Source organism: Bradyrhizobium sp. SSBR45G (assembly GCF_030159255.1).
Lineage (GTDB): Bacteria > Pseudomonadota > Alphaproteobacteria > Rhizobiales > Xanthobacteraceae > Bradyrhizobium.
Map to the genome: position 1 here is coordinate 148,474 of NZ_BSCT01000005.1, position 15,156 is coordinate 163,629.

A 15,156-nucleotide genomic window follows, 5' to 3' on the forward strand; every position below is an offset into this window, starting at 1 on the left:
CCGGCCCCGACCCTTGCCGTCAGGCGAAGGTCTTGGCGAAGCCTTCGACGACCGCCTTCAGCTTGGCGGCGCTGTCGTCGGACAGATCCTTGCTGTCGCGGATCGCGTTGAGCAGCTCGGCATTCTTGCCGCGCAGCAGCGACAGCAGGCCGTCCTCGAAGGCGCGAACCTTGCCGAGCGGGAGCGCGTCGAGATAGCCGTTGGTGCCGGCCCAGATCACGCAGACCTGCTCTTCCATCTTCAGCGGCGAGAACTGCGGCTGCTTCAGGAGCTCGGTCAGGCGCGAGCCGCGATTCAGCAGGCGCTGGGTCGAGGCGTCGAGGTCGGAGCCGAACTGCGCGAACGCCGCCATTTCGCGGTACTGCGCCAGCTCGCCCTTGATCTTGCCGGCGACCTTCTTCATCGCCTTGGTCTGCGCCGAGGAGCCGACGCGCGACACCGACAGACCGACGTTCACCGCGGGACGGATGCCCTGGAAGAACAGGTCGGTTTCCAGGAAGATCTGGCCGTCGGTGATCGAAATGACGTTGGTCGGGATGTAGGCCGACACGTCGTTCGCCTGCGTCTCGATGACCGGCAGCGCGGTCAGCGAGCCCAGGCCGTGGTCCTTGCCGAGCTTGGCGGCGCGCTCGAGCAGACGGGAATGCAGATAGAACACGTCGCCCGGATAGGCTTCGCGGCCCGGCGGACGGCGCAGCAGCAGCGACATCTGGCGGTAGGCGACGGCCTGCTTGGACAGATCGTCATAGATGATCACGGCGTGCATGCCGTTGTCGCGGAAGTACTCGCCCATGGTGCAGCCCGTGAACGGGGCGAGATACTGCATCGGGGCCGGATCGGACGCGGTGGCGGCGACGACGATCGAATATTCCAGCGCGCCCTGCTCCTCGAGCACCTTGACGAACTGGGCGACGGTCGAGCGCTTCTGGCCGATCGCGACATAGACGCAATACAGCTTCTGGCTCTCGGGGGCGCCCGCAACGTTGAGCGGCTTCTGGTTCAGGATCGTATCGAGCGCGATCGCGGTCTTGCCGGTCTGACGGTCACCGATGATCAGCTCGCGCTGGCCACGGCCGACCGGAATCAGCGCGTCGATCGCCTTGAGGCCGGTCGACATCGGCTCGTTGACCGACTTGCGCGGAATGATGCCCGGCGCCTTGACGTCGACGCGCTTGCGCTCGGTGAACTGGATCGGCCCCTTGCCGTCGATCGGGTTGCCGAGCGCGTCGACGACGCGGCCGAGCAGGCCCTTGCCGACCGGCGCGTCCACGATGGCGCGGGTGCGCTTGACGGTCTGGCCTTCCTTGATCTCGCGGTCGGCGCCGAAGATGACGACGCCGACATTGTCGGTCTCGAGGTTCAGCGCCATACCGCGGGTGCCGTTCTCGAACTCGACCATCTCGCCGGCCTGAACGTTGTCGAGGCCGAAGACGCGGGCGATACCGTCACCGACGGACAGCACCTGCCCGACTTCGGTGACTTCGGCTTCCTGCCCGAAATTCTTGATCTGGTCCTTGAGGATCGCGGAAATTTCCGCGGCGCGGATGTCCATCAGCCTGCCTCTTTCATCGCGTGCTTGATCGAGTTGAGTTTGGTGCGAAGCGAACTATCGATCATGCGGCTGCCGAGCTTGACGACGAGCCCGCCGATAATCGCTGGATCGACTTTCACGTTGAGCGCGACGTCCTTGCCGGTCACTGTCTTCAGTGAGGCCTTCAGGGCGTCGAGATTCTTGTCGGAGAGCGGCTCGGCGACGGTGACGTCGGCCGTGGCTTCACCCTTGTATTTGGCGACCAGCGCGTTGAAGGCGCGGATCACATCGGCCACCGCGAACAGGCGGCGATTCGCGGTCAGCACCCGCAGCACGTTGGCGGCGACACCGCTGATGCCGGCCTTGTCGAGCACGGCATTGAGCGCCCTCAGCTGGACCTCGGCGCCGAACACGGGGCTCCGGACGAGGCGCTTGAGATCGGCGCTTTCGTTGAGAAGAGCATTGAAATTGTCGAGATCGGCCTTGACCGCATCGACGGATTTTTCGTCACGGGCCAGTTCAAACAGGGCCGTCGCGTAACGACCGGACACACCGGATACGGAGGGATCTTCAGCAGCCACAGACGCGCTCTTTTTATAAGTGCCCAACCCACGAGAGATAAACCGGCGCGCCGCTGCGCGGCAGTCCAGTTAAGCCCCTGGAATTCAAGCAGGACTTTGATTTTCGATCGCCGCGGGAGCAGCTTGATCACGAAAAGCGGCGCTTTGCTAACATAGCGTACGCGCAGCCGCAACAAGCGGTGGCCCGCTATTCGGCACCTTGTTGCCGCGCCGCGGTCGGTCGTCATGCACCGCGCAAGTGGAGCGACACGATCGCATCACCCGGCTCGCCCCGACCCCGTTACCACAGCCTCGCATCTTGTTCCAACTGTTGCTGCATGGCCGCCATGCGGGTTTGGCCTTGACTGTCGTTTTGGACCTTTCGGGCGCCGACCGCACCCCACGCAGGCATTACTTGCCGACATCTTCACACCCCCAGCGAGAACTTCACTCAACAGTATTTCAAAGTATTTATTCGTTAATGAAGGGTTAAGGGTGCGGATTACGGAATTTTCCGTGATGAACAGATCCGATCTCAAGATGTTCCCCCTCGAGTGGAACAAACTCTACTGCCCCATTCATGCCTCATTGGCCCACCAAACGGCGGCCGCCTCAATACCTGACGGGGGTCCACTGGCTGCAGAACGCAGCAATACTGTTTCGAGGGACAAAGATGCTGAAACTGAACAACCTCTCGGCTGGCAAGATCGCCGGCTCGCGTACCGCGCTCGCCGTTGCCATCACGCTGATCGTCGGCGGCACCTCCACCGAAGCCTCGGCCAGGTCCAGGCATCATCATCACGCTCGCCATCACCACCATCACATGGCGCGCCAAGCCGCCGAACCCGCGGCAGACTCCTTCTCGAACGGCTGGTCGTCCAACGGCTCCTCCTGGATGAACGCCAACGCGGCGGTCACACCGTCGTCCGGCACGGGCCGCTCCTTCTCCGGCATGGCGTCGTATTACGGCAACGAGTCCGGCAGCCGCACCGCGTCCGGCCAGCGCATGAACGCCAACGCCATGACCTGCGCCCACCGCTCGCTGCCGTTCGGCACCAAGCTCCGCGTCACCCATGGCGGCAACAGCGTGATCGTCACCGTCAATGATCGCGGCCCGTTCATCCGCGGCCGTGTGCTCGACCTCTCGACCGGCGCCGCCCGCGCCATCGGCCTGACCCGCGCCGGCGTCGGCCGCGTCACCGCCGAGGTCGTGTCGTAAGCCACATCACGCTCCGCGCGTCATTGCGAGCGCAGCGAAGCAATCCAGGGTCCCGTCGGGACTCTGGATTTGCTTCGTCGCTGCGCTCCTCGCAATGACGGTGGAGAGAGCGGTGCCAACCGCTACAAGAAGCTCTGCGGGTCGACGTCGACCTCGAGCTTGAGATTGCCGCGTGGCTTCTCGGCATGCGCCAGCCAGTGGCGCAGATAGTCCGACAGGTCGAAATTGCGCGCCGATTTCAGCAGCAGCCGGAAGCGGTAGCGGCCCTTGATCACGGCGAGCGGCGCCTCGGCCGGGCCGAGCAGCAGCACGCCCTCCTCTGAAGGCGCTGACGCGACCAGCCGGCGGGCGAAGCCTTCTGCGGTCGGCCGGTCGCCGGCCGAGATGATCAGGCTGGCGAGACGGCCGAACGGCGGATAGCCGGTGCGTTCGCGGGCGTCGATCTCGCTGGTGTAGAAGGCCTCGCGATCGCAGGCGACCAGCGCCTTCATCACGGGATGCTCGGGCTGGTGGGTCTGAAGGTAGCCGCGGCCGCGCCCCTGCTCGCGGCCGGCACGGCCGATCACCTGGTTCAAGAGCTGCCAGGTGCGCTCGGCGGCGCGCGGATCGCCATTGCCGAGGCCGAGATCGGCATCGACGACGCCGACCAGATTGAGCCGCGGGAAGTTGTGGCCCTTGGCGACCAGTTGGGTGCCGATGATGAGGTCGACGCGCCCCTCCGCGATCTCGGTCAGCTCGGCGCGCATCGTCTCGATCGAGGTGATCAGATCGCTCGACAGCACCATGCTGCGCGCGTCCGGAAACAGCGCCGCCGCCTCCTCCTGCAGCCGCTCGACGCCGGGCCCGACAGCGACCAGCGATTCCTCTGCCGCGCAGTGCGGGCAGGTCGGCGGACGCGACATCGAGAACCCGCAATGATGGCAGACCAGCCGCTGGCGGAAACGGTGATCGACCAGCCAGGCGTCGCAGATGGTGCAGGCGAAGCGGTGGCCGCAGGCGCGGCAGAGGGTCAGCGGCGCATAGCCGCGGCGGTTCAGGAACAACAGCGCCTGCTCGCCGCGCTCGATCGCGGTGCGGATCTCGCCCGCCAGCCGCGGCGAGACATAGCGGCCGCGCGGCGGCGGCTCGCGCCGGAGATCGATGGCCTCGATATGCGGCATGTGCTGGCCGCCGAAGCGCGACGGCAGCGCCACGCGCTGGTAGCGGCCCTTGCGGGCATTGACCTCGGTCTCGACCGAGGGCGTGGCGGACGCCAGCACCACCGGAAACTTGGCGATGTGGCCGCGCACCACGGCCATGTCGCGGGCATGGTAATGCGCGCCCTCGTCCTGCTTGTAGGCCTGGTCGTGCTCCTCATCGACGATGATGAGGCCGAGATCGGCATAGGGCAGGAACAGCGCCGAGCGCGCGCCGACCACGACCGGGGCCTCGCCGGCGGCGATCGAAGCCCAGTTGCGCTGACGGTTGCGCGGCGTCAGCTCAGAATGCCATTCCAGCGGCCGCACGCCGAAGCGGCGCGCGAAGCGCTCGAGGAACTGGCCGGTCAGCGCGATCTCCGGCATCAGGATCAGCGACTGGCGGCCGCGGCGGACGGTTTCGGCCACGGCCTCGAAATAGACCTCCGTCTTGCCGGAGCCGGTGACGCCGTCGAGCAGCGCCACCTGGAAGACGCCATTGGCCGCCAGCTCCCGCATCGCCTCGACGCCGGCCTGCTGGGCATCGAAGAACTCCGGCCGGGCGAAGTCGGGATCGGGCGCGGGCGGCGCCAGCGCCCGCGGCATCGCCTCCACCGTCAAGGTGCCCTCGTCGACGAGCCCATCGATCACCCCGGTGGATACGCCGACCTCGCGCGCCAGATCCGACTTGCCGTGCAGCAGGCCGTCCGACACCGCCTCGATCACGCGCCGGCGCGACGGCGTCAGCCGCTTCGGCGGCTCGCCGACCAGCCGGACGCCGAGACGGACGCGCTCGGGCCCGAGATGCTCGCCCATGCGCAAGCACATCCGCAGCACCATGCCGCGCGGCGACAGCGTGTAATTGGCGACCCAGTCGACCAGCGAGCGCAGCTCGGGCTTGAGCGGGGGCACCTCGAACTTCTCGCTGACGTCCTTGAGCCGGTTGTGCAGCCGCGGATCGGGATTGGCATTCTCCGCCCACACCACCGCGAGCACCTCGCGCGAGCCCAGCGGCACGCCGACGACGTCGCCCGGCTTCAGATCCATGCCGCGCGGCACGCGATAGGAATAGGTGTGGTCGAGCGCGACCGGAACCAGCACGTCGACCACGCCGGTCGCGCTGGCTGCTGCTGGAAAGAGATCGGTCGGGCGGTCCATGGGGGCGGAGATAGCCTTGCGCGGGCTGTAGCGAAAGCCGCCCGGCAAAGTTAGCGAACGGTAAAGGACGAGGATGCGATATATCTGACTCGACAAGATGAGATCGAGCTTGTTGCCGCACGGTCGGTGCGCTCCCTCGCCCCGCTCTTGCGGGGAGAGGGTTGGGGTGAGGGGCAGCCGCACGGGTGGTCAGCACCGTCCGCGCGGAGAGCCCCCTCACCCGGATTGCATCTGACGATGCAATCCGACCTCTCCCCGCATCCGCCTTCGCTCTCCGAGCTACGGCGGACAAGAGCGGGGAGAGGCGCAAACCGAGTTCGCGGCGATCGGCAACGCTTCACAGCGCCCATCCGTGGGCCCGGACGCCATGTCAAAGCAAACACAGCCGACTCACGCGAACACAGACGAAGAATCTCAGGTCCCCGCCCTCCTCGGTGCCGACGAAGGCGTCGTCCAGGCCATGATGCAGTGGCTGGCGCATCTGCGCAGCGAGCGGCGGCTGTCGCCGAAGACGGTGGAGGCCTATGCCCGCGACCTCCGGCAGTGCCTGCAATTCCTTTGCACCCATTGGGGCGAGCCGGTCACCTTGGCCCGCTTTGCGGCACTCGAGGCCGCCGACATCCGCGCCTTCATGGCGATGCGGCGCGCCGATGACATCGCCGGACGCTCCTTGATGCGAACCTTGGCGGGCTTGCGCTCGTTCGGGCGCTTCCTGGAGCGCGAGGGCAAGGGCAAGGTCGGCGCGCTCTCAGGCATCCGCGCGCCAAAGATCGCCAAGAGCCTGCCGAAGCCGCTGCCGATGGACGCCGCCAAGCGGCTGGCCGATGCCGACGAGCGCGCCGGCGAAGCCCGCGAGACATGGGTGCTGGCGCGCGACGCCGCGGTGATGGCCCTGCTCTACGGCTCGGGACTGCGCATCTCGGAAGCGCTCGGCCTGAAGCGGCGCGAGGTGCCACGCGCGGGCGACGGCGACGTGCTGGTGGTGACCGGCAAGGGCAACAAGACGCGCATGGTGCCGGTGCTGCAGAACGTGCTGCAGCTGATCGATGAATACGCAAGACTCTGCCCCTATCCGCTGCCCGCGGACGGGCCGATGTTCGTCGGCGCCAAGGGCGGCCCGCTGAGCCCGCGCATCATCCAGCTGACGATGGAGCGGCTGCGCGGCGCGCTCGGCCTGCCCGACAGCGCCACGCCGCATGCGCTGCGCCATTCCTTCGCCACCCATCTGCTGTCGCGCGGCGGCGATCTGCGCGCCATCCAGGAGCTGCTCGGCCACGCCTCGCTGTCGACGACGCAGATCTATACCGGCATCGATTCGGAGCGGCTGCTGCAGGTCTACGCGTCGGCGCATCCGCGCCGGTGACATCTTTCGTTCATATCGTTTCGCTTGCGCTGCCCCGGCGGTTCCGGCAATCGTCGCTACCATCGGATCCGGAGGGGAACAGATGAGCGCACATGAGAGCATGGAGCATGCGGAGCACGCCGAGCACGCCTCGGGCGAGAACAGGAAGATCGCGCTGCTGATCTCTGTGATCGCGCTGTGTCTGGCGCTGTCGGAGACGCTCGGCAAGGGCGCGCAGACCGAATCGATCAGCAAGAACGTCGAGGCCTCCAACCTGTGGGCGTTCTTCCAGGCCAAGACGGTGCGCCGCACCGTGGTGCAGACGGCCGCCGAGCAGGGCAAGCTGAACCTGCCCGCGCTGCCGGACGAGGCAACCAAGGCGGCACTGCAGAAGCAGATCGACGATTGGCAGAAGAACGCCGCCCGTTACCGCTCGGAGCCCGACACCGGCGAAGGCAGCGAGCAGCTCGCCGAACGCGCCAAGCATGCCGAGGAGGAGCGTGATCTCGCCACGGCGAAATATCATCACTATGAACTCGCTTCGGCTGCATTCCAGATCGGTATCGTGCTGGCGTCAGCGACGATCATCACCGGCATGCTGGTGCTGGCCTGGGCCTCAGGGGCTCTCGCACTGGTCGGCATCGCCATGACCGTGCTCGGGCTGGTCCAGCCGCATCTGTTGCATCTGCATTGAGATGGCGGACGGCATGTGACTCGCTCCCCCGCTTGCGGGGGAGGTGAAAAAACGACTCAGCAAGATCTGCGCGTCGTTAGATTCCGAGCAAGCCGGAGTCAGCGCGCCTGCTGCACGCTGCGGCGGAAGCGCATGATCTGGCGGACCATGCGCGCCGACCAGCCACGGGACGTGCCGCCGAGCATGTCACGGAGAATCTCGCGCGCTCGCTGCTTGATCGGATCGACCAGCGCGGCCGCCTTTCTGCGCAGCGTCAGCACGGTCTCATAGAGCCATGCGAACCAGGACATCTGCAGCAGCTTGTGGCGCGTCACGTCGAAGATGAAGGCCGTGATGCCGACGCCGACGATCTTGCCGAACATGATCGTGACCAGCGCGAGCTTCCACTTGTGGTGCATCAGCAGCCACATACCGACGAGCTTGAGCGGAAACAGCATCACGACCGGCACGATGAAGACCACCAGGGTCAGCGCCGGTGACAGCGACTCGATGCGCGCCGCGAGCCAGTGCTTCAGGCTGCGCAACGGAAGCGCGGCGACGATGCGCGCCACGATCGGCTCGAGACGATCCCACAGCCAAGCCTCGATCAGGAAGATGATCGCGAGCAGGACCCAGAGCGGCTGAAGCAGGCGGCGCAGCATGGAACTCCATCTCGGCCCGGCCTCGGGTTTGAGGCCGCCATGACGATAGGACCTCGAACCTTGCCGTTTGGTTCAACGTGGACGGCGGGCCATTTTGTCGCGCCCGCCGATCACGCTGCCGGACAGCGCTCACATGTGGATGGCGCGCTTGCCCACCGCAAGTGCAGCTTCCTTGACGGCCTCCGAGCGCGTCGGATGCGCGTGGCAGGTCCGAGCCAGATCCTCGGCAGAGCCACCGAACTCCATCAATACGGCGGCTTCGTGGATCATTTCCCCGGCCTCGCGGCCGATGATGTGCGCGCCGAGCACGCGATCCGTCTTCGCATCTGCGAGAATCTTCACAAAGCCGTCCGTGGTCTGGTTGACCTTGGAACGTCCGTTCGCGGTAAACGGAAACTTACCGACGGTATAGGCCGTGCCGGCCTGCTTCAGCTCATCCTCGGTCTTGCCGACGGAAGCCACTTCCGGAGTCGTGTAGACCACGCCGGGGATGATGTCGTAGTTCACGTGTCCGGCCTGGCCGGCCAGGATCTCCGCAACAGCGACGCCTTCGTCCTCTGCCTTGTGCGCGAGCATCGGTCCCGCGACGACATCGCCGATCGCGTAGACGCCGGGCACGCTGGTCGCGAAATGATGATCGATCTGGACGCGGCCGCGATTGTCCAGCACGACGCCGGCCTCCTGCAGGCCGAGCCCGTCGGTGTAGGGGACGCGGCCGATCGCGACCAGCACGACATCGGCTTCGATCTTCTCGGCAGCGCCGCCGGCGGCCGGCTCGATGGTGGCGGCGAGCAAGGCGCCCGACGTGTCGACGCCGGTGACCTTGGCGCCGAGCTTGAAAGCAAAGCCCTGCTTCTCGAGGATGCGCTGGAACTGCTTGGCGATCTCCAGGTCCATGCCGGGCAGGATGCGGTCGAGGAATTCGACCACGGTGACCTTGGCGCCGAGCCGGCGCCACACCGAGCCGAGCTCGAGGCCGATCACGCCGGCGCCGACCACCAGCAGGCTCGACGGCACCTTCTCCAGCGACAGCGCCCCGGTCGAGGAGACGATGCGCTTCTCGTCGATCTCGATGCCCTTGAGCCGCGCGATGTCCGAGCCGGTCGCGATCACGATGTTCCTGGTCTCGACGGTCTGCGCGGCGCCGTCATTGCCGGTGACCTGGACCTTGCCGGTGCCGAGCACCTTGCCCTTGCCGACAAGGACGTCGATCTTGTTCTTCTTCATCAGGAACTCGACGCCCTTGGTGTTGCCGTCGATGCCCTGCTGCTTGAAGTTCATCATCGAAGGCAGGTCGACCTCGGGCTTCGAGACCTTGATGCCCATCTTGGCGAAGGAATGCCCGGCCTCCTCGAACAGCTCCGAGGCGTGCAGCAGCGCCTTCGACGGCATGCAGCCGACGTTGAGGCAGGTGCCGCCGAGCGTCGCGTTCTTCTCGACCACGGCCACCTTCATGCCGAGCTGCGCCGCGCGGATGGCGCAGACATACCCACCGGGTCCGGTGCCGATGACGACGAGATCGTAAGTAGCCATGATCGAATGTTCCGTAAGCTTGCAGTCAAAGATGACGACGGTCGTCAGCGTCCGCCCGACACGTCGAGAATGGCCGAAGTGACATAGGAGGCCTCGTCCGACAGCAGCCAGACGATGGCATTGGCGATTTCCTCCGCGGTGCCGACGCGCTTCATCGGCACCAGGGGGGCAAGACGGTGGGCACGATCGGGCTCGCCGCCGGAGGCGTGAATGTCGGTGTCGATCAGGCCCGGCCTGATCGCGGCGACGCGGATGCCTTCGTTCGCGACCTCGTGACCGAGGCCGACAGTGAAGGAATCGATCGCGCCCTTCGAAGCGGCGTAGTCGACATAGGTGTTGGGCGAGCCGAGCTTGGCCGCGACCGACGACAGGTTGATGATCACACCGCCCTGCCCGCCATGCCGCGTCGACATCCGCTTCACGGCCTCACGTGCGCACAGGATGCTGCCGGTGACATTGACCGCCATCAAGCGCTCGATGCGCTCGGCGCTCATCTCGTCGACACGCGTGGTGGGACCGACGATGCCGGCATTGTTGATGAGTGCACCGAGCGTGCCGAACTTGTCGGCCGCCTTGAACAGCGCGAGGATGTCGTGCTCGCGGCCGACGTCGCATTTGACCGCGATGGCCTTGCCGTTCTTGGCCTCGATCTCGGCCACGGTGCTCTGCGCCGCGGCCTCGTTGGAGGCGTAGCCGACCACGATCTTGAAGCCGCGCGAGGCCGCGGCAAGCGCGGTGGCGCGGCCGATGCCGCGGCTGCCGCCGGTGATCACTGCAACCCTGTCCGTCATGATGGCCCCCGTTAGGTTTGAGGCGCGCTTGCGGCGCGCCTCTCGAGCATCAGATATGAGGTTGGTCAGAGATCCAGCACGAGCCGCGCCGGATCTTCCAGGCTCTCCTTGACGCGCACCAGGAAGGTCACCGCTTCCTTGCCGTCAATCACACGATGGTCGTAGGACAGCGCCAGATACATCATCGGGCGGACCTCGATCTTGCCGCCGACCACGACCGGGCGCTCCTGGATCTTGTGCATGCCGAGGATGCCCGACTGCGGCGCGTTCAGGATCGGGGTCGACATCAGCGAACCGTAGATGCCGCCATTGGTGATGGTGAAGGTGCCGCCCTGCATCTCGTCGATCTTGAGCTGGCCGTCACGGGCGCGGCGGCCGAAATCGGCGATGCCCTTCTCGATGTCCGCGATCGACTTGTGGTCGCAGTCGCGCACGACCGGCACGACCAGGCCCTTGTCGGTGCCGACGGCGACGCCGATGTGGTAGTAGTTCTTGTAGATCAGGTCGGTGCCGTCGATCTCGGCGTTGACGGCCGGAATGTCCTTCAGCGCCTGCACGACGGCCTTGGTGAAGAAGCCCATGAAGCCGAGCTTGGAGCCGTGCTTCTTCTCGAACACGTCCTTGTACTGGCTGCGCAGCGCCATCACGTTGGTCATGTCGACCTCATTGAAGGTCGTCAGCATCGCCGCGGTGTTCTGCACGTCCTTGAGGCGGCGCGCGATGGTCTGGCGCAGCCGCGTCATCTTCACGCGCTCCTCGCGCGCGGCGTCATCCGCCGGCGACGGTGCACGGACCTGCACCGCGGCAGCCGGCTGATTGACCGGGGTCGGCGCCGAGGCGGCGCGCTCGATCGCGGCCAGCATGTCGCCCTTGGTGACGCGGCCGTCCTTGCCGGAGCCCGGAACGGTGGTGGCGTCGACGCCGCTCTCGGCGGAGAGCTTGCGCACCGACGGCGCCTGCGGCGTATCGGCGGGCAGCGCCTTGGCCGGGGCGGGAGCAGCAGCCGGCGGCGCCGCAGCGGGCTTCGCAGGAGCGGGCGCAGCAGCAGCCGGCTTGGCGGCGGCTGCGCCATCATTGATCTGGCCGAGCAGCGCGCCGACGGCGACGGTCTCGCCGTCCTTGGCGATGATCTCGCCGAGCGTGCCGGCCGACGGTGCCGGCACCTCGATCGTCACCTTGTCGGTCTCGAGCTCGACGAGCGGCTCGTCGACCGCGACCGCGTCGCCAGCCTTCTTGAACCAGCGGCCGATGGTGGCTTCGGTGACGGATTCACCCAGCGTCGGAACGCGAATTTCAGTCATGGTCTCTATCCTCAATAACCCGTGCGGTCATAAAGCCCGTCCGTCATCGCCTTGCGGCGAGCAAGCGATGCGGTACGGACGATCAACGCGATGGACTTGTACTTGCGCCCCGCATGGCCTGCGGGGCGCCCTTCAAAGGCAGGTCAGTTCAAGGCTTCGTCGAGCAGCGCCTTCAGCTGAGCCAGATGCTTGGACATCAGGCCCGTGGCGGTCGCGGCCGACGCGGCGCGGCCGGCATAGCGCGGACGCTTGCTCTTAGCCCCGGTCTGGTTCAGCACCCATTCGATATACGGCTCGATGAAGTGCCAGGCGCCCATGTTGCGCGGCTCTTCCTGGCACCACACCACTTCGGCGTTCTTGAAGCGGCCGAGCTCGGCGACCAGCGCCTTGAGCGGCACCGGATAGAGCTGCTCGATGCGCATCAGATAGACGTCGTTGAGCCCGCGCTTCTCGCGCTCGTCATAGAGGTCGTAATAGACCTTGCCCGAGCACAGCACGATGCGGCGGATCTGATCGTCCGGCACCAGCCTGGTCTTGTCGTCCGCCTGCATCTGGGCGTCATCGTACAGGATGCGGTGGAAGGTCGTGCCCTTGGCCAGTTCCTCGAGCCGCGACACCGCGCGCTTGTGGCGCAGCAGCGACTTCGGCGTCATCACGATCAGCGGCTTGCGGATCTCGCGATGCAGCTGCCGGCGCAGCACGTGGAAGTAGTTCGCCGGCGTGGTCGGGTAGACCACCTGCATGTTGTCCTCGGCGCACATCTGCAGATAGCGCTCGAGGCGGGCCGAGGAGTGCTCCGGACCCTGGCCTTCATAGCCGTGGGGCAGCAGGCAGACGAGGCCGGACATGCGCAGCCATTTGCGCTCGCCCGACGAGATGAACTGGTCGAACAGCACCTGGGCGCCGTTGGCGAAGTCGCCGAACTGCGCCTCCCACAAGGTCAGCGCGGTCGGCTCGGCGAGCGAGTAGCCGTATTCGAAGCCGAGCACGGCTTCTTCCGAGAGCAGCGAGTTGATGACCTCGAAGTGGCCCTGCTCCGGCACCAGATGGTTGAACGGCGTGTAGCGGCTCTCGTCCTCCTGGTCGATCAGGACCGAGTGACGCTGCGAGAAGGTGCCGCGCTCGCTGTCCTGGCCGGAGAGACGGACCTTGTGGCCTTCGAGCAGCAGCGAGCAGTAGGCCAGCGCCTCGCCGGTCGCCCAGTCGAGCCCGATGCCGCTGTCGATCGCCTTGGCGCGGTTCTCGAGGAAACGCTGGATCGTCCGGTGCACGCGGAAACCGTCCGGCACCTTGGTGATCTTGCGGCCGATCTCCTTGAGGCGGTCGATCTCGACGCCGGTGACGCCGCGGCGCGCCTCTTCTTCCTGGTCGGCGGACTTGAAGCCCGCCCACTTGCCGTCGAGCCAGTCGGCCTTGTTCGGGCGATAGGATGTGCCGGCCTCGAACTCGGCGTCGAGACGGGCGCGCCAGTCGGCCTTGGCCTTCTCGACCTCGCCCTCAGTCATGACGCCTTCAGCGACCAGGCGCTTGGAGTAGATCTCCAGGGTCGACGCATGAGCGCCGATCTTCTTGTACATCACCGGCTGGGTGAAGGCCGGCTCGTCGCCCTCGTTGTGGCCATGCCTGCGGTAGCAGAACATGTCGATGACGACAGGCTTGTGGAACTTCTGCCGGAACTCGATCGCCACCTTGGCCGCGAACACGACGGCTTCCGGATCATCGCCGTTCACGTGGAAGATCGGCGCGTCGATCATCTTGGCGACGTCGGACGGATACGGCGACGAGCGCGAATAGCGCGGATAGGTCGTGAAGCCGATCTGGTTGTTCACGATGAAATGAATCGAGCCACCAGTCCGGTAGCCCTTCAGGTCGGAGAGCGCGAAGCACTCCGCCACGACGCCCTGGCCGGCGAAGGCGGCGTCGCCATGCATCAGCAGCGGCAGCACCGAGATGCGCATATCCGGCGGATCGCCATGCTGGTCCTGCTTGGCGCGGACCTTGCCGAGCACCACGGGGTCGACGATCTCGAGATGCGACGGGTTGGCGGTCAGTGACAGATGGATGCGGTTGCCGTCGAACTCGCGGTCCGAGGAGGCGCCGAGGTGGTACTTGACGTCGCCCGAGCCTTCGACCGCGTCCGGGTTGGCAGAACCGCCCTTGAACTCATGGAACAGCGCCCGGTGCGGCTTGCCCATCACCTGGGTCAGCACATTGAGGCGGCCGCGGTGCGGCATGCCGAGCACGATCTCCTTCACGCCGAGATTGCCGCCGCGCTTGATGATCTGCTCCAGCGCCGGGATCAGCGACTCGCCGCCATCGAGGCCGAAGCGCTTGGTGCCGGTGAACTTGACGTCGCAGAACTTCTCGAAGCCTTCGGACTCGATCAGCTTCTGCAGGATGGCGCGGCGTCCCTCGCGGGTGAACGAGATCTCCTTGTCCGGCCCCTCGATGCGCTCCTGGATCCAGGCCTTCTGCGCGGCGTTCGTGATGTGCATGAACTCGACGCCGAGCGTCTGGCAGTAGGTGCGCTCGCAGATCGCGACGATCTCGCGCAGGGAGCCGTATTCGAGGCCGAGCACGTGATCGAGGAAGATCTTGCGGTCGTAATCGGCTTCCGTGAAGCCATAGGACCGAGGATCGAGCTCCTCGCGGTTGCGCGGCGCCTCGATGCCGAGCGGATCGAGCTTGGCGTGAAAGTGGCCACGCATGCGGTAGGCGCGGATCAGCATCAACGCACGGACGGAGTCGCGGGTGGCCTGGTTGACGTCGGCCAGCGACAATTCGGCGCCCTTGGTCTGCGCCTTCTGGGCAATCTTCTCGCCGACCTTCTTCTCGACCACGGCCCAGTTGCCGTCGAGCGCGGAGGTCAGTTCGTCGCGGGGGGAGACCGGCCAGTTGCTACGCGCCCAGGAGGGGCCCGACGCGTTCTTCTGCACGTCGGCCGGCGCGTCCTTCAGGCTCTTGAAGAACTCCTGCCACTCCGGGTCGACCGAAGCGGGGTCCTTCTCGTAGCGGGCGTAGATCTCATCGATGTAGGTGGCATTGGTGCCCTGCAGAAAAGATGACAGGGCGAAGGCTGCGTTCGCATCTTGGCGAGACATGGTAGGCGTCCTGGTAATTTCGATGCGCCCAATGAAAACGGCGCAATGCCTGACCCACGTGAGACGCGGGTCAGGCTCGGGTTAGGACGGTTTACCTTATTCTTTGTAAA

The 15,156-nt window shown here is 66.1% G+C and carries 11 protein-coding genes; 3 read left to right on the forward strand and 8 right to left on the reverse strand.

The window, feature by feature from the left end; all coding sequences use genetic code 11:
• Positions 1-19 precede the first annotated feature (19 nt).
• Together atpA and QQL87_RS08785 are read right to left on the reverse strand one after the other, a co-directional pair.
• Complete coding sequence (gene atpA / locus QQL87_RS08780; RefSeq protein ID WP_284417019.1) at positions 20-1,552, reverse strand: F0F1 ATP synthase subunit alpha; 1,533 nt, start codon at positions 1,550-1,552, stop codon at positions 20-22.
• Positions 1,552-2,112: a F0F1 ATP synthase subunit delta gene (locus tag QQL87_RS08785; RefSeq protein WP_284417021.1), complete on the reverse strand. Its 561-nt coding sequence runs from the start codon at positions 2,110-2,112 to the stop codon at positions 1,552-1,554. The genes atpA and QQL87_RS08785 overlap by 1 nt, the downstream gene beginning before the upstream one ends.
• A gap of 652 nt (positions 2,113-2,764) precedes the next feature.
• On the opposite strand from QQL87_RS08785, the gene QQL87_RS08790 reads away from it, so the two are divergent.
• Positions 2,765-3,310 carry a septal ring lytic transglycosylase RlpA family protein gene (locus QQL87_RS08790; protein WP_284417023.1) on the forward strand — a complete coding sequence of 182 codons (546 nt, stop codon included), beginning with the start codon at positions 2,765-2,767 and terminating at the stop codon, positions 3,308-3,310.
• Positions 3,311-3,432: 122 nt separating this feature from the next.
• Here the strand turns inward: QQL87_RS08790 and QQL87_RS08795 are convergent, their stop codons facing one another.
• Entirely contained in the window at positions 3,433-5,643 is a 2,211-nt protein-coding gene (locus tag QQL87_RS08795) for a primosomal protein N' (RefSeq protein WP_284417025.1), read from the reverse strand.
• A 460-nt stretch (positions 5,644-6,103) separates the two neighbouring features.
• On the opposite strand from QQL87_RS08795, the gene QQL87_RS08800 reads away from it, so the two are divergent.
• Positions 6,104-7,006 carry a tyrosine recombinase XerC gene (locus tag QQL87_RS08800; protein WP_349817258.1) on the forward strand — a complete coding sequence of 301 codons (903 nt, stop codon included), beginning with the start codon at positions 6,104-6,106 and terminating at the stop codon, positions 7,004-7,006.
• Positions 7,007-7,088: 82 nt separating this feature from the next.
• Positions 7,089-7,679, forward strand: coding sequence for a DUF4337 domain-containing protein (locus QQL87_RS08805; protein WP_284417030.1), 591 nt, complete (start codon positions 7,089-7,091; stop codon positions 7,677-7,679).
• Positions 7,680-7,777: 98 nt separating this feature from the next.
• On the opposite strand, the gene QQL87_RS08810 is transcribed toward QQL87_RS08805, so the two are convergent.
• The 5 genes from QQL87_RS08810 to QQL87_RS08830 all read right to left on the reverse strand — a co-directional run bounded on the left by QQL87_RS08810 (position 7,778) and on the right by QQL87_RS08830 (position 15,046).
• Positions 7,778-8,320, reverse strand: a complete 543-nt coding sequence (locus QQL87_RS08810; RefSeq protein WP_284417032.1) for a hypothetical protein — start codon at positions 8,318-8,320, stop codon at positions 7,778-7,780.
• Positions 8,321-8,449: 129 nt separating this feature from the next.
• Positions 8,450-9,853 (reverse strand): dihydrolipoyl dehydrogenase, encoded by a 1,404-nt coding sequence (gene lpdA, locus QQL87_RS08815; RefSeq protein ID WP_284417035.1) that lies wholly within the window; start codon positions 9,851-9,853, stop codon positions 8,450-8,452.
• 44 nt (positions 9,854-9,897) lie between these two features.
• Positions 9,898-10,644, reverse strand: a complete 747-nt coding sequence (locus QQL87_RS08820) for an SDR family oxidoreductase (protein ID WP_284417037.1) — start codon at positions 10,642-10,644, stop codon at positions 9,898-9,900.
• Positions 10,645-10,709: 65 nt separating this feature from the next.
• A complete protein-coding gene (gene odhB, locus QQL87_RS08825; protein ID WP_284417039.1) occupies positions 10,710-11,945 on the reverse strand; it encodes a 2-oxoglutarate dehydrogenase complex dihydrolipoyllysine-residue succinyltransferase in 1,236 nt (411 codons plus the stop codon).
• 143 nt (positions 11,946-12,088) lie between these two features.
• A complete protein-coding gene (locus QQL87_RS08830; RefSeq protein ID WP_284417041.1) occupies positions 12,089-15,046 on the reverse strand; it encodes a 2-oxoglutarate dehydrogenase E1 component in 2,958 nt (985 codons plus the stop codon).
• Positions 15,047-15,156: the final 110 nt, after the last annotated feature.

Coding starts and splice junctions, on each gene's coding strand:
- atpA (WP_284417019.1), bottom strand. CDS start 1,552: ATGGACATCCGCGCCGCGGAAATTTCCGCGATCCTCAAGGACCAGATC.
- QQL87_RS08805 (WP_284417030.1), top strand. CDS start 7,089: ATGAGCGCACATGAGAGCATGGAGCATGCGGAGCACGCCGAGCACGCC.
- odhB (WP_284417039.1), bottom strand. CDS start 11,945: ATGACTGAAATTCGCGTTCCGACGCTGGGTGAATCCGTCACCGAAGCC.
- QQL87_RS08790 (WP_284417023.1), top strand. CDS start 2,765: ATGCTGAAACTGAACAACCTCTCGGCTGGCAAGATCGCCGGCTCGCGT.
- QQL87_RS08795 (WP_284417025.1), bottom strand. CDS start 5,643: ATGGACCGCCCGACCGATCTCTTTCCAGCAGCAGCCAGCGCGACCGGC.
- QQL87_RS08800 (WP_349817258.1), top strand. CDS start 6,104: ATGATGCAGTGGCTGGCGCATCTGCGCAGCGAGCGGCGGCTGTCGCCG.
- QQL87_RS08830 (WP_284417041.1), bottom strand. CDS start 15,046: ATGTCTCGCCAAGATGCGAACGCAGCCTTCGCCCTGTCATCTTTTCTG.
- QQL87_RS08820 (WP_284417037.1), bottom strand. CDS start 10,644: ATGACGGACAGGGTTGCAGTGATCACCGGCGGCAGCCGCGGCATCGGC.
- lpdA (WP_284417035.1), bottom strand. CDS start 9,853: ATGGCTACTTACGATCTCGTCGTCATCGGCACCGGACCCGGTGGGTAT.
- QQL87_RS08810 (WP_284417032.1), bottom strand. CDS start 8,320: ATGCTGCGCCGCCTGCTTCAGCCGCTCTGGGTCCTGCTCGCGATCATC.